Origin of the sequence: Agrococcus sediminis, from assembly GCF_007923295.1 — a bacterium.
GTDB classification, from domain to species: domain Bacteria; phylum Actinomycetota; class Actinomycetes; order Actinomycetales; family Microbacteriaceae; genus Agrococcus; species Agrococcus sediminis.
The window spans coordinates 42610-56257 of sequence record NZ_VOIR01000012.1 but is presented as its reverse complement, the minus strand read 5'-3'; the positions used below and the strand labels follow the sequence as shown (position 1 = coordinate 56257).

The window sequence follows — 13648 nt, the reverse complement described above, 5'->3', positions numbered from 1 at the left end:
GCGCGGCGCATCCGCGCTCGAGGGCACACCGTACGGAGGTCGGCGCCTCAGGCGAGGCCGCGCAGCGGCACCTGTGGATCGCGGCCGCCCTCGGTGGTCGTGCTCGCATCGGGCCGCAGCCGCTCGCTGAGCGCCATCACGGCGCGGTCGTCGGCGAGCGGGATGGCGATGCGGAACGTCGCGCCGCCGCCCGGGGTGTCGACCACGTCGACGCGGCCGTGGTGGGCGCGCACGATGCCGCGCACGATCGCGAGGCCCAGCCCGCTGCCGCCGCTCTCCCGGGTGCGGGACGGGTCGGCGCGGTAGAAGCGCTGGAAGATGCGGTGGCGGAGGTCCTCCGGCACGCCGGGCCCGTGGTCGATGACGAGCACGATCGCCTCGCGGCGGCGCGTCGCGACGCCGACGCCGAGCTCGAGCGGAGAGCCCTCGGGGGTGTAGCGGAGCGCGTTGCCGATCAGGTTGGAGATCACCTGCCGCAGCGAGTGCTCGTCGCCGAGCACGATCGCGGGCGGGGTGAGGGGCGGCGGCGTGAAGAGCGCCGTCGACTCGTCGTCGGCGCCCGCGACCGGCCCGAGCGCGTCAGCGTCGACCGGCAGCACCTGCACGTGCCGGTCGGGCGCGCCGACGCGGGTGTCGCTCGCGGCGTCGTTGACGAGCGGCACGAGGTCGAGCGGCTGCAGGTCGAGGGGCCTGCGCTCGTCGAGGCGGGCGAGCTGGAGGAGGTCCTCGACGAGGCGCGCCATCCGCTTCGCCTCGCCCTCGATGCGCTCCATGGCGCTGCCGACATCCTCGGGCTTCGTGATCGCGCCCATGCGGTACAGCTCGGCATACCCTCGCACCGACACGAGCGGCGTGCGCAGCTCGTGGCTCGCGTCGCCGACGAACTGCCGCATCTGCGCGACCGACTCGTCGCGCTGCTCGATCGCGGCCTCGATGCGGTCGAGCATGGCGTTGAGCGACTGCTGCAGCGAGCCCACCTCGGTGTGCGGATGCTCGCCGGTCAGGCGCGTGTCGTAGTCGCCGTCGGCGAAGCGCTGCGCCTCCGATGCGACGCGACGCAGGCCGCTCAGCGTCGAGACGGCGAGGATGCGCGTGAGCGCGGCGCCCAGCACGACCGCGAGCACCGAGAACCCGGCGAAGACGAGCGTGAACGTGGCGGTCGACGTCTCGATCGAGGTCATGTCGGCGGCGACGATCGAGACGAGCAGCTCGCCCGAGCCCTCGACGGTCGTCGGTGCCACGAGCATCCGCCACCGGGTCTGCCCGTCGATGGAGGGGACGGTGAAGGCCTCGTCCTGGCTGACGACCGTGCCGATGCTGACGCCGCTCACGTCGGGGTTGGCCGGTCCCGGCAGCTTGTTGTCGCACAGGACCGTGCCGAACGCGTCGGCGACGCCCAGGAAGTAGGTGTTCGGCATGCGCTGCGCCAGGTCGCACTGCTCGGGCGAGTCGGAGCGCGTCACCGGCTCGCTCGTGAACGCGCGCATCGCCTGCTCGATCTCGATGTCGCGCTCGACGAGCTGCGCGTCGCGGATGATCGCGAGCGTGCCGACGCCCGCGAGCGCGAGGCCGAGCGCCATCACGAGCACCGTCAGCGCGCTGATGCGCCCGGCCAGCGACATGCGGCCGAGCAGGCTCCTGACGCGCTCGACCACCTACGCCTTGGGGGACTTCAGCATGTAGCCGAAGCCGCGCTTCGTGACGATCATCGGGTCGCTGCTGCCGTCGTCGATCTTGCGGCGGAGGTACGAGATGTACGACTCCACGATGCCGACATCGCCGTTGAAGTCGTACTCCCACACGTGGTCGAGGATCTGCGCCTTCGACAGCACGCGGTTCGCGTTGAGCATGAGGTAGCGCAGCAGCTTGAACTCGGTGGGGGAGAGCTCGATCTCGGCGCCGCGCACGGTCACCTCGTGCGTGTCCTGGTTCATCGCCAGGTCGCCGACGTGGATCGTGGCGTCGTCGGCCTCGGCCATGGTGCGGCGGAGGATCGCCTTGATGCGGGCGATGATCTCGTCGAGCGAGAAGGGCTTCGTGACGTAGTCGTCGCCGCCGACGGTGAGGCCGGTGATCTTGTCCTCCGTGTCGTCCTTCGCGGTGAGGAAGAGGATGGGCGAGGTGAAGCCGGATGCGCGGAGGCGCTTGGTGACGCCGAAGCCGCTGATGTCGGGGAGCATCACGTCGAGCAGGATGAGGTCGGGCTCGTCCTCGAGCACCGCCGAGATGGCGGCGGCCCCCGCGCCGACGGCGCGCACGTCGAAGCCCGAGAACCTCAGGCTCGTGGTCAGCAGGTCGCGGATGTGGGGCTCGTCGTCGACGACGAGGATCTTGGCGCTGGGTTCGGTCATGGGCAAAGTCTCTGGTCGTTCACTGAGTGCTTCCTGAGAACCAGCGGGACGTCGGTGCACGCGATCAGACGATCGCGTGGTCGGCGACGCCGAGGTCGTGCTCGTCGAGGATCGTGTAGGCGTAGCCCTGCTCCGCGAGGAAGCGCTGCCGGCCGAGCGCGAACTCCTGGTCGACCGTGTCGCGCGCGACGACGGTGTAGAAGCTCGCGGTGCGGCCGCCCTTCGGTCGCAGCAGCCGGCCGAGGCGCTGCGCCTCCTCCTGCCGCGAGCCGAACGAGCCCGAGACCTGCACCGCGAGCGACGCGTCCGGCAGGTCGACCGAGAAGTTGGCGACCTTCGACACCACGAGCACCCGCTCGCTGCCGTCGCGGAACGCCTGGAACAGCTGCTCGCGCTCGGAGACCGGTGTCTCGCCGGTGATGAGCGGCGCGCCGAGCGCCGCCGCGAGCTCGTCGAGCTGGTCGAGGTACTGGCCGATCACGAGCGTCGGCTCGTCGGGGTGCTGGTCGAGGATGCGCCGCACGGTCTGGATCTTGCGGGGGCTGGAGGCGGCGATCCGGTAGCGGTCGCGGTCGGTGGACGCGGCGTACTCGAGCCGCGCGTCCTCGTCGAGGTCGATGCGCACCTCGAAGCACGCGGCGGGCGCGATGAAGCCCTGCTGCTCGATCTCCTTCCAGGGCGCGTCGAACCGCTTCGGGCCGATGAGGCTGAAGACGTCGGACTCGCGGCCGTCCTCGCGCACGAGCGTCGCGGTGAGGCCGAGGCGGCGACGCGCCTGCAGGTCGGCGGTGAGCTTGAAGACCGGCGCCGGCAGCAGGTGCACCTCGTCGTAGACGATGAGGCCCCAGTCGAGCGCGTCGAGCACCCCGAGGTGGGCGTACTCGCCGCCGCGCTTGACGGTGAGGATCTGGTAGGTCGCGATCGTGACCGGCTTGATCTCCTTGCTCTGCCCGGAGTACTCGCCGATCTCGTCCTCGCTGAGGCTCGTGCGGGCGAGCAGCTCGCTGCGCCACTGCCTGGCCGAGACGGTGTTCGTGACAAGGATGAGCGTGGTGGTGTCGGTCGCGGCCATGGCCGCGGCGCCGACGATCGTCTTGCCCGCGCCGCACGGGAGCACGACGACGCCCGAGCCGGCCTCGGAGAAGTGCGTCACCGCATCCGACTGGTACGGCCGCATGCTCCAGCCGTCCTCGACGAGGTCGATCTCGAGCGGGGTGCCGGGCGTGTAGCCGGCGAGGTCCTCGGCGGGCCAGCCGAGCTTCACGAGCTCCTGCTTCAGCTCGCCGCGCGCCCAGTCGACGACGCGGATGCCGTCGCCCGCGGGGCCGCCGAGCAGCGGCGCGATCTTGCGCGAGCGCCGCACCTCCTCGAGCACCGGGCGGTCCTGGCTGCGCAGCACGAGCCCCTCGTCGTCGCGCTCGATGACGAGGCGGCCGTAGCGGCCGATCGTCTCGCGGATGTCCTGCGCGACGCCGGCGGGCACGGGGAACTTCGCGTGCCGGTCGAGCGTGCCGATGATCTCGTCGGCGGTGTGGCCGGCGGCGCGCGCGTTCCACAGGCCGAGGCGCGTGACGCGGTAGGTGTGGATGTGCTCGGGCGCGCGCTCGAGCTCGGCGAACACCTGCAGCGCCTGCCTCGCGGCGGCGGCGTCGGGGTGTGCGACTTCGAGCAGCACAGTCCTGTCGGACTGGACGATGAGCGGGCCGGGCTGATCCATAGCGTTCCAGCCTACTGCCGCGCGGTGGAGCTGAGGGCGACGACGCCCTCGCGTCGTCGCCGCGACGCCAGCGCTGACGTCCGTCGCGGACGTCAGGAGGCGTCAGCGCAGCGCGCCCAGCCCCGCGACCTTCGTGATCGCGCTGAGCGGCAGGGTGCGCTCGACGTCGCGGTTCGCGTCCCGCGCCCGCAGGCGCCCGTTCGCGACGGCGAGCGGCACGAGCTCGATGTCGACCGGATCGGTGGCGGTGATGAGCGTCAGCCGCACCGGCACGCGCTCGCGCACGGCGGTCTGCAGCTGCCGCTCGAGCCAGGCGCGCTCGTGCTCGCCCACCTCGAAGCCGGCGTCGCGCAGCCGCGCCACGAGCCGGTGCTGCTCGCGCTCGCGCCGCGGCGCGCGCTCGGGCACGCGCACGACGAGCTCGCCGTGCTCGTCCTCGAGCACCGCGGGGTAGCGCTCGTCGAGCAGCGCGTCGAGCGCCTCCTCGGCGCTCGGGCGGAAGGTCACGCGGTGGGGCCCGGTCTGCGCGGGCCCGATCGCGGCGAGCGCCCGGTCGACGGCGATGGTGCGGATGAGCTGCGCGTCGTCGCTGCGCGCCTGCGAGCGGGCGCCGCCCTCGGCGACGGGGTCGACGGCGCGCACGCGCAGGCTGCCGAAGCGGGCGGCGGTGTCGCGCACGAGGTAGGCGACCGGCTGCGGGAGCCCCGTGAGCGAGGCGTCGGCGAGGAAGGCGAGCAGCCCCTCGGCGGTCTCGCCGCCGGCGAGGCCCGCGGTGATGCTCTGCGCCGTGATGCGCCACTGCGAGGCGATGCCGGCGCGCTCGATGCGGGCGATGCGGCGCAGGCGCGACTCGACCTCGGGCGTGAGCGGCCCGGGCGCGACGGCCGACAGGTCGGGCTGGAGGTAGACGGATGCGGTGGCCGGCGGCACGTGGGCGGCGAGCGCGGCGCGGGCGGCCGGCTCGCCGTCGGCGGTGCGCCCGCTCTGGAGGTCGGTGGCGAGCGTCGTGAGCGCGCCGCGAGCGACGAGGCCGAGCCGCTGCGCCTGCCGGTGCTGCCGCTCGCGCACCGCGCGCTCGGCGTCGCCGGCGAGCGGGAAGCCCGTGCGCGGGTCGCCGGCGACCGCCTCGACGTCGGGGGTGGCGGCGAGCCAGGCCTGCGCGAGCACGAGCCAGCGGTCGGGCACGGGGGCGGCGAGCCAGGCGTCGGCGTCGACGGTGGCGCGCAGCCGACCGTCGGAGCGGTCGACGAGGCCGGCGAGGAGCGCGGGCTCGAGCCGCTCCTCGAGCTGCGCCGGGTCGGCGTCCACCGCCTCGGCGAGGTCGCGCGCGACGGCCGCGGGCAGCTGCGAGCGGCTGCGGAGCACGACCGGGTGGTCGGCGATGCGGTGCACGAGCTCGGCGACCTTGATCGCCTCGTCGATCGCGAGCTGCGGCGCGGTCGGGCTCTCGATGGGCTCGGTCGCGCGCGGGGCCGCCTCGTCGAGGCCGGCGGCCTCGCGAGCCGCCCGCGCGGCGGCCTGCACGGGCGCCAGCGCGACGCCGTCGACGGCGAGCAGCAGCGCCTCGAGCCTCGGCGTCGAGCCGCCCTCGGCGAGCGCGGCCAGCTCGGCCGCCGACCGCCACCGGAGCGCCTGCGCGATCGACGCATCCGACAGCAGGTGCTCGGCGAGGTCGAACGTGGAGGAGAGCTGCAGCGGCGCCTGCCGCTCGACCACGAGCGCGTCGAGCGCGTCGTCGGGCATCGCCTGGATGCGGGCGGCGAGCGCGACGACGTCCATCAGCGCCTGCGGGCCTTGCCGGCGGCGCTCACGATCACGAGGGCGACGAGGCAGACGATCATGAGCGGCAGCGCCACGAGCGGCAGCCAGAACGCCCACTGCCACAGCGTGGCGGCGAAGAGCTCGACCGAGTCGCGGAGGCCGACGTGGAGCATGGTGGCGGCGAAGCCGAGCAGGGCGATGGCGGCGAACGCGACGACGCCGATCGCGAGCACGCGCTCCGTGAGGCCGCGCGCGGAGCGCTCCTCGGTCGCGGTGCCGCGCTCCCGCTTCCTGGGGCGCTGCGTCGGGTTGCTGCTCGCCTTCGGCATCCGACCAGAATAACGCGGTCATCCGCCCATCCGGCGCCGACTACGCTGGGGCGCAAGCGGCAGGGCGCCGCAGTGCAGACGCTGGGGAGGGTGCCATGCCGACGGGCAGGGTGAAGTTCTTCGACGAGGCCAAGGGCTTCGGCTTCATCGCCGGGGACGACGGCGTCGAGGTGTTCCTGCACGCGTCCGCGGTGCCCGAGGGCGTCGTCATCAAGCCCGGCGCGAAGGTCGAGTACGGCATCGCCGAGGGCCGTCGCGGCCCGCAGGCGCTCTCGCTGCGCACGGTCGGCGGCGCCGCGGTGAAGGCCGCCCGCCGCGACACGGAGGACATGGCGATCATCGTCGAGGACCTCGTGCGCCTGCTCGACACCATCGGCAACGACCTCCGTCGCGGCCGCTACCCGAGCGCCGCGCACGGCTCGACCGTCGCGCAGATGCTCCGGAGGGTCGCCGATGACCTCGATGCCTGAGGCCGAGTCGCCCGCTCACGCCGTCCCGACCGCCGAAGCCGACGCGGCCGCGGAAGCCGAGTCGCCGGCTGCGGCCGCCCCGCAGGCGGAGACGCCCGCGCCCGTGCCTGCCACGCCGACGCTCCAGGAGCTCGAGCTCGCGATCGCCGCGCTCGACGAGGTCGCGCCGAAGGGCGCCGTGGGCGAGGTGCAGGACGCCTTCGCCGAGGGCGACCACGTGCTCGCGATCCGCCACGCCTCGACGCTCGGCGGCTACCCCGACTGGTCGTGGACGGTGCTGCTCTCGCGCGGCCTCGAGGGCGGCCCCACCGTGCTCGAGGTGGCGCTGCTGCCCGGCGAGGGCTCCCTGCTCGCGCCCGCCTGGGTGCCGTGGGCCGACCGGCTCGCCGACTACCTGGCGGCCAAGGAGGCATCGGGCGCCGAGGGCGCGGACGACGACGACGACGACTTCGTCGACGACGAGGAGCTGGAGTCGGATCTCGAGGCCGACCTCGAGGACGACTTCGACGACGACTTCGCGATCGACGACGAGCACGACCTCGGCGACGACGACGAGGCGGACGACGCCGACGACGAGGCCGCCGGCGCCGACCGCTGACTAGCGCTCGAGCAGGAAGTCGAGGCAGCGGGTCAGCTGCAGCACGTCGGCCGGTTCGATCGCGGCGAAGGTCGCGACGCGCAGCTGGTTGCGGCCGAGCTTGCGGTAGGGCTCCGTGTCGACCACGCCGTTGGCGCGCAGCGCCTTCGCGAGCGCGGCAGCATCGACCGACTCGTCGAAGTCGATCGTGACGACGACGTCGGAGCGGTGCGCCGGGTCGGCGACGAACGGCGTCGCCTCGGCGCGCGCCTCGGCCCAGGCGTACAGCGTCGACGCCGACTCGGCCGTGCGAGCCGCCATCGCGTCGAGGCCGCCGGAGGCGAGCATCCAGCGGATCTGCTCGTCGAGCAGCAGCAGCGTCGCGAGCGCAGGCGTGTTGAGGGTCTGGTCGAGGCGGGAGTTGGTCACCGCCTGCTGCAGCGACAGGAACTCCGGGATGTAGCGGCCGGAGCCGCCGATCCGCTCGATGCGCTCGATCGCCGCCGGGGAGGCGAGGGCGAGCCACAGGCCGCCGTCGGCGGCGAAGTTCTTCTGCGGCGCGAAGTAGTAGAGGTCGCTCTCGGCGACGTCGACGGCCAGGCCGCCCGCCGCGCTCGTGGCGTCGACGACCGTGAGCGCATCCGCCTGGCCCCGCACGACCGGGTGGAAGACGCCCGTGGAGGTCTCGTTGTGCGGGTAGGCGACGACGTCGACGCCCTCGACGTGCTCGAGCGCCGGGCGCGAGCCCGGCTCGGAGCTCGCGACGCTCGGCGCCTCGAGCCACGGCGCGGCGGCGGCCTTCGCGAACTTCGCGCCGAACTCGCCGAAGGTGAGGTGGTGCGAGCGGCGCTCGATGAGGCTGAACGCCGCGGCGTCCCAGAAGGCGGTCGAGCCGCCGTTGCCGAGCAGCACCTCGTAGCCGTCGGGCAGCGAGAAGAGCTCGGCGAGCCCCTCGCGCACCGAGCGCACGAGCCCCTTCACCGGCGCCTGCCGGTGGCTCGTGCCGAGCAGGTCGAGGCTCGACTGCAGGCGCGCGACCTGCTCGGGCCGCACCTTCGACGGGCCGCAGCCGAATCGTCCGTCGGCGGGCAGGAGGTCGGCGGGGATCACGATGTCGCTCACGCTGACGATCCTACGAGCGCGGCGACAATAGGGTGGAGCCGGATGGCAGGCGGACGGGGCGAAGGAAGCGGGAGCTGCGGGTGACGGATCTCGTCGACACGACAGAGATGTACCTCCGCACGATCCTCGATCTCGAGGAGGAGGGCATCACGCCCCTGCGCGCCCGCATCTCGGAGCGGCTCCACCACTCGGGCCCCACGGTGTCGCAGACCATCGCGCGCATGGAGCGCGACGGGCTCGTCGTCGTCGCCCCCGACCGCCACCTCGAGCTCACCGAGGAGGGCCGCGCGCTCGCGATCCGCGTGCTGCGCAAGCACCGCCTCGCCGAGCGGCTGCTCGCAGACGTCATCGGGCTCGACTGGAGCCTCGTGCACGACGAGGCGTGCCGCTGGGAGCACGTCATGAGCGAGCAGGTCGAGCGCCGGCTGCTCGCGCTGCTCGGCAACCCGCGCGAGTCGCCGTACGGCACGCCCATCCCGGGCCTGGCCGAGCTCGGGCTCGAGCCCGCCGAGGCGTTCCTCGCAGGCGTCGTGCCGGCGACGGATGCGCGGGGCGAGCACGTGGTGCGCAGGCTCGGGGAGCCGGTGCAGCACGACATCGAGGGGCTCGCCGAGCTGCAGGCCGCCGGCGTGAAGCCCGGCGCGCGCGTCGCCGTGACCGACGTCGGCACGCGCATCCGCCTCTCCGTGGTCGGCGGCGCCGCGATCGACCTGCCCGTCGAGCTCGCGCAGCACGTCTACCTCGAGGCGTGACGTCCAGGCTTCGTCCAGGCCCCTCAGAGGCTCGCCGACGGGGGTGGACGGATTGTGACGGATTGGTAACGGTCGGCTAGTCTCGCCGCGTCAGCCCTGCACCGTGGTGCGGGGATCTGCACGCATCTGGGGGAACACCGAAGCATGGATCAGCAGCACTCGACGGCCATCGCCGTCCCGATGGCCGGACGACCTGCTCCGAGGGAGCGCGCGCTCGCGCCGCTCCGCCGCGGCGTGAAGAGCGTCGGCGTGGTCAGCATCGCGGCCGCCCTCGTCGGGGCGCTGTCGCTGCCCGCGGCGGCCTTCGGGCCGCAGGGCGAGCAGTTCTCCGCCGACGAGCTCGCGAGCATCGTCGCCGAGAACTCGCAGACCGTCACCGTCGCCGCCGACGCGCGCGTCGACCTCGTCGCTCGCGAGGGCATCGCCGGCACGACCGCCGAGCAGCTCGCCGAGCTGCAGGAGGCCGCCGCCGCCGCCGAGGAGGCGCGCCAGGCCGAGCTGGCCGAGGCGCGGGAGCAGGCAGCGGAGGTCGCCTCCGCTGCGGCGACGGGCGGCGAGGCCGTCAGCACGCCTGCGGCGGCGAGCATCCCAGCCAACGGCTCGATCGCCGCGATCGCGCAGTCGCAGCTCGGCGTGCCCTACGTCTGGGGTGGCTCGAGCCCGGCTACGGGCTTCGACTGCTCCGGCTTCACGGTGTGGGTGTACGGGCAGGCAGGGCACTATCTGCCGCACTCGTCCAACGCCCAGGCCGGCTACGGCACTCCGGTGCCGGCGTCGCAGGTCGCTCCCGGTGACCTCCTGGTGTGGAACGGGCACGTCGCCGTGTTCGTCGGAGGTGGGCAGATCGTGCATGCCGCGACGAGCGGCAAGCCGGTGAAGTACTCGAACTATGCGGCCATGGTCGCGGCGTTCGGCACGCCCGAGGTCCGCCGGTTCGGCTGACCTGCACGTCGGGTGACAAAACGATAACGATTTGGTAACGTGGGTCGAAGTGCCGCCTGTCGGCGCTTCGTTCCACCGAGATTTTTGGAGTATCAGCCTGTGACGACCTCAACCGAGATGACCGGCTTCGAGTCTACCGACAAGAAGCGCTTCACCCGCGCGTCGGTGGTGCGCAACGCCCGTCGTGTGGGCGTGATCGCTGTCGCTGCGGCACTCGCCACGCCCCTCGCCCTCCCCGCCTTCGCGTCGAGCTCCAACGCCGACGCCTCCGATTCGTACTCGTCCATCGTCGCGCAGGACGCGCAGTCGGTCTCGGGCGTCGTGACGGCAGGGGGCCCCGGCCTCGAGGCTCGTCTCGACGTGCAGGCCACGACGGCGGAGGAGCTCGAGCAGATCCGAGCGGAGCTCGAGGCTGCGGCGCAGGCCGAGCTGGAGCGTCAGCAGGCTGAGCAGGAGCAGCAGGCCCAGCAGCAGGATGCCGAGCAGGCGACCGCTGGGGGCACGGCGGGAGGAGCCTCCTCCTCGCCCGCTTCCAGCGCGCCGTCCGCCGCGGTGTCGGCCGGGGCGTCCGGCAGCGTCATCGCCAACACCGCGCTCGCACAGGTCGGCGTCTCGCAGGACTGCGTGCAGCTCGTGCGCAAGGCCATCGGCGCTGCGGGGCTCCCGTACTCGGGCATGGGCTCGCTGTTCAACCTCGGCCCGACCATCCCGATGTCCCAGGCTTCGCCCGGCGACGTCATCTACTACGCCGACGGCGGCGTGGGACGCGCGCACATCGCCATCTACATCGGTGGTGGCCAGGCCGTGCACGGCGGCTGGTCGGGCTACAACACGGTCGTCGCAGGCGTCAACATCGGCGGTACGGCACCGGTGTTCATCGACATCACCTGATCCTTGCAGCACGAAGCGCCCGCCCCCTTGGGGGCGGGCGCTTCGTCGTGCAGCGCCGTGAGGACGAGCCTCGCGATCCTCCGGGTGCAGCCCATGCAGCAGAAGGAGGCTCCTGCACGCGAGTCCCGAGCGCGGTTAGCATAGGCTCGGACGGGAGGTCGCCCATGTCCCTGCGGCGCTCGGTGGTGCAGGATCGGCTCGGTCGCCGGATGCGACGCGTTGTGATCGACGCTGATCGGCGGCGGGCCGCATGACCACCGCGCCGAGCACCGTGGTCCTCGAGGTCGGCGGCGTGCACTGGGCGTCCTCGAAGTCCGTCGTTGAATCCGCGCTGCTGCGCCGCCCGGGGGTCGTCGCAGTGGACGCCAACCCGGTCGCGCAGACCGCCAACGTCACCTACGACCCCGGCGTCACCACCGTCGGGCAGCTCCGCGACTGGGTGATCGAGTGCGGCTATCACTGCTCCGGTCAGTCCGTGCCGGACCACATCTGCGATCCAGCCGCGGGCCTGCACGACACGCACGGGGGGCCTTCCGCCCCGGTCGACGACGGCAGCCGAGAGCACCAGGCCGCAGCTTCCGCGCAGGATGTCATGGGACATGGAGGCCACAACGCCGACATGTCCATGGCGGCGATGACGCGCGACATGCGCAACCGCTTCGTGGTCGCCGCGCTGCTCTCGATCCCCATCACGCTCTGGTCGCCGATCGGTCGGGAGGTGCTGGGGTTCGCGATTCCGGCCCCGTTCGGGCTTCGCGACGACGTCTTCGCGCTGATCCTCTCGCTGCCGGTGATCTTCTACGCCGCCTGGATCTTCTTCGACGGTGCTTGGCGAGCGCTGCGCGAGCGGACCCTCGACATGATGGTCCTGGTAGCCGTCGGCGTGGGTGCGGGCTGGCTGTACAGCCTGGTGGTCACGCTCACGGGCGGCGGCGAGGTCTTCTACGAGGCGGCATCCGTGCTCGCGACCTTCGTGCTCCTCGGCCACTGGGTGGAGATGCGCGCCCGAGGCGGGGCGAACGACGCGATCCGCCGGCTGCTGGAGCTCGCGCCGCCACGGGCGGTCGTCATCCGAGACGGCGTCGAGGTGGAGGTCTCCACGTCCGAGGTCATGCCCGGTGATCTCATGCTGGTGCGGCCCGGGGCGAAGATCCCGACCGACGGCGACGTCGAGGAGGGCGTCTCCGAGGTCGACGAGTCGATGGTGACGGGCGAGTCCATGCCCGTGGCCAAGGAGCCCGGATCCGAGGTGATCGGAGCGACGGTGAACACCGTGGGCACGCTGCGGGTGCGTGCGACCAGGATCGGCGCCGATACAGCGCTGGCGCAGATCGTGCAGCTCGTGCAGCGGGCACAGAACTCCAAGGCGCCCGGGCAGCGACTCGCGGACCGTGCCGCGTTCTGGCTCGTGCTCGTCGCGCTCGTCGGCGGCTCCGCCACCTTCTTGGCCTGGTGGCTGGCCGGCGCCGACGTGCCGATGGCAATCCTGTTCGCGATCACCGTCGTCGTGATCACGTGCCCCGATGCGCTCGGACTCGCGACGCCGACCGCCATCATGGTCGGCACGGGGCTCGGCGCGAAGCGCGGGGTCCTGTTCAAGAACGCGACCGGCATCGAGACCGCCGCACGCATCGATGCGGTCGTCCTCGACAAGACGGGCACCCTCACGAAGGGCGAGCCGGAAGTCACCGACTACGTCCCTGTCGGAGGTGACGCTCTCGAGCTGCTGGCGCTGGTGGCGGCCGCGGAGCGGGAGTCGGAGCACCCCCTCGCCCGTGCGATCGTGGACTACGCGGATCGACGCGGGGCGCCTCGCCGCAGCGCGAGCGCCTTCCGCAACATCACCGGCCAAGGAGCGGTCGCGACGGTGGAGGGCCGGACGGTCGTGCTCGGGAGCACGCGGCTCCTCACGGCGGAGGGAGTCGACTTCGCGGCCGTCGCGGCCCAGCACCGGGCGTTCGCCGAGGGCGGCCGGACTGCCATCATGTTCGCCGTGGACGGTCGGGCCGCCGGCGTGATCGCGCTCGCGGACGCGCCGCGCGAGACGGCCAAGGCAGCCATCGATGCCCTGCACGACGCCGGGATCGACGTGGTGATGCTGACCGGAGACAACCAGCCGACGGCCGAGCGGATCGCATCCCTGCTGGGCATCGACACGGTGATCGCAGAGGTGCTGCCCGAGGACAAGAGCGCGCGGATCGCCGAGCTCCAAGCCGCCGGCAAGAAGGTGGCGATGGTGGGGGACGGCGTCAACGATGCCCCCGCGCTCGCGCAGGCCGACCTCGGGATCGCGATCGGTGCCGGGACCGACGTCGCGATCGAGACAGCGGACGTCGTGCTCATGCGCTCCGATCCGCTCGACGTCGCTGTCGCGCTGCGGATCGGCAAGGGCACGCTGCGCAAGATGCGCCAGAACCTCGGCTGGGCGATCGGATACAACGCCATCGCGCTGCCGATCGCCGCAGGCGTGTTCTATCCGGCCTTCGGCCTCATGCTGAGCCCGGAGATCGCGGCCATCAGCATGTCGGGCTCCAGCGTCATCGTCGCCGTCAACGCGCTGCTGCTCAAGAGGCTCAGCCTGCCCGCGCAGGCGGCCCCCGCCGCTGAGCAAGCGGCGGCGGCCCCAGCGCCGCGGCGATGACGACGACCTGATCGGCGGCAGGTGGCGAGAGCGGTTGGACGCAGCATCGGAGTCACGGGACCGGAGGACGAGCAGAGGAGCGCCTCGCCGCCGCG

At 72.8% G+C, this 13648-nt stretch carries 12 protein-coding genes; 6 read left to right on the top strand and 6 right to left on the bottom strand.

The genetic code is table 11. The features are described 5' to 3' along the window. Positions 1 to 47 precede the first annotated feature (47 nt). The 5 genes from FQ330_RS03885 to FQ330_RS03865 form a co-directional block, all read right to left on the bottom strand. Complete coding sequence (locus FQ330_RS03885) at positions 48 to 1655, bottom strand: sensor histidine kinase (protein ID WP_225792681.1); 1608 nt, start codon at positions 1653 to 1655, stop codon at positions 48 to 50. Then, positions 1656 to 2351 carry a response regulator transcription factor gene (locus FQ330_RS03880; RefSeq protein ID WP_128188567.1) on the bottom strand — a complete coding sequence of 232 codons (696 nt, stop codon included), beginning with the start codon at positions 2349 to 2351 and terminating at the stop codon, positions 1656 to 1658. 64 nt (positions 2352 to 2415) lie between these two features. Next, a complete protein-coding gene (locus FQ330_RS03875) occupies positions 2416 to 4068 on the bottom strand; it encodes a DNA repair helicase XPB (protein ID WP_146355435.1) in 1653 nt (550 codons plus the stop codon). A gap of 102 nt (positions 4069 to 4170) precedes the next feature. Continuing rightward, the gene (locus FQ330_RS03870) at positions 4171 to 5847 is read right to left on the bottom strand and encodes a helicase-associated domain-containing protein (RefSeq protein ID WP_146355433.1); all 1677 of its coding nucleotides are present in this window, start codon (positions 5845 to 5847) and stop codon (positions 4171 to 4173) included. After that, entirely contained in the window at positions 5847 to 6158 is a 312-nt protein-coding gene (locus FQ330_RS03865; protein ID WP_146355431.1) for a hypothetical protein, read from the bottom strand. Before FQ330_RS03865 ends, FQ330_RS03870 begins: the two co-directional genes overlap by 1 nt. 95 nt (positions 6159 to 6253) lie before the next feature. Here FQ330_RS03865 and FQ330_RS03860 point away from each other — a divergent pair, with 95 nt between their 5' ends. Both FQ330_RS03860 and FQ330_RS03855 read left to right on the top strand, forming a co-directional pair. Continuing rightward, a complete protein-coding gene (locus tag FQ330_RS03860) occupies positions 6254 to 6628 on the top strand; it encodes a cold-shock protein (RefSeq protein ID WP_146355429.1) in 375 nt (124 codons plus the stop codon). Then, positions 6612 to 7226 carry a DUF3027 domain-containing protein gene (locus tag FQ330_RS03855; RefSeq protein WP_146355427.1) on the top strand — a complete coding sequence of 205 codons (615 nt, stop codon included), beginning with the start codon at positions 6612 to 6614 and terminating at the stop codon, positions 7224 to 7226. The genes FQ330_RS03860 and FQ330_RS03855 overlap by 17 nt, the downstream gene beginning before the upstream one ends. Here FQ330_RS03855 and serC read toward each other — a convergent pair whose 3' ends face one another. Then, positions 7227 to 8327 carry a phosphoserine transaminase gene (gene serC, locus FQ330_RS03850; protein ID WP_146355425.1) on the bottom strand — a complete coding sequence of 367 codons (1101 nt, stop codon included), beginning with the start codon at positions 8325 to 8327 and terminating at the stop codon, positions 7227 to 7229. Between the two features lie 80 nt (positions 8328 to 8407). Here serC and FQ330_RS03845 point away from each other — a divergent pair, with 80 nt between their 5' ends. The 4 genes from FQ330_RS03845 to FQ330_RS03830 all read left to right on the top strand — a co-directional run bounded on the left by FQ330_RS03845 (position 8408) and on the right by FQ330_RS03830 (position 13553). Next, positions 8408 to 9079 (top strand): metal-dependent transcriptional regulator, encoded by a 672-nt coding sequence (locus tag FQ330_RS03845; protein ID WP_146355423.1) that lies wholly within the window; start codon positions 8408 to 8410, stop codon positions 9077 to 9079. A gap of 144 nt (positions 9080 to 9223) precedes the next feature. Further along, positions 9224 to 10021, top strand: coding sequence for a C40 family peptidase (locus FQ330_RS03840; RefSeq protein WP_146355421.1), 798 nt, complete (start codon positions 9224 to 9226; stop codon positions 10019 to 10021). A gap of 99 nt (positions 10022 to 10120) precedes the next feature. Further along, the gene (locus tag FQ330_RS03835; protein ID WP_146355419.1) at positions 10121 to 10912 is read left to right on the top strand and encodes an NlpC/P60 family protein; all 792 of its coding nucleotides are present in this window, start codon (positions 10121 to 10123) and stop codon (positions 10910 to 10912) included. 250 nt (positions 10913 to 11162) lie between these two features. Then, entirely contained in the window at positions 11163 to 13553 is a 2391-nt protein-coding gene (locus FQ330_RS03830) for a heavy metal translocating P-type ATPase (protein WP_146355417.1), read from the top strand. Positions 13554 to 13648: the final 95 nt, after the last annotated feature.

Bases quoted from the DNA above. Each gene is read 5' to 3' on its own strand.
- FQ330_RS03880 (WP_128188567.1), bottom strand. From the start codon at position 2,351: ATGACCGAACCCAGCGCCAAGATCCTCGTCGTCGACGACGAGCCCCAC.
- FQ330_RS03875 (WP_146355435.1), bottom strand. From the start codon at position 4,068: ATGGATCAGCCCGGCCCGCTCATCGTCCAGTCCGACAGGACTGTGCTG.
- FQ330_RS03870 (WP_146355433.1), bottom strand. From the start codon at position 5,847: ATGGACGTCGTCGCGCTCGCCGCCCGCATCCAGGCGATGCCCGACGAC.
- FQ330_RS03865 (WP_146355431.1), bottom strand. From the start codon at position 6,158: ATGCCGAAGGCGAGCAGCAACCCGACGCAGCGCCCCAGGAAGCGGGAG.
- FQ330_RS03860 (WP_146355429.1), top strand. From the start codon at position 6,254: ATGCCGACGGGCAGGGTGAAGTTCTTCGACGAGGCCAAGGGCTTCGGC.
- FQ330_RS03855 (WP_146355427.1), top strand. From the start codon at position 6,612: ATGACCTCGATGCCTGAGGCCGAGTCGCCCGCTCACGCCGTCCCGACC.
- FQ330_RS03840 (WP_146355421.1), top strand. From the start codon at position 9,224: ATGGATCAGCAGCACTCGACGGCCATCGCCGTCCCGATGGCCGGACGA.
- FQ330_RS03830 (WP_146355417.1), top strand. From the start codon at position 11,163: ATGACCACCGCGCCGAGCACCGTGGTCCTCGAGGTCGGCGGCGTGCAC.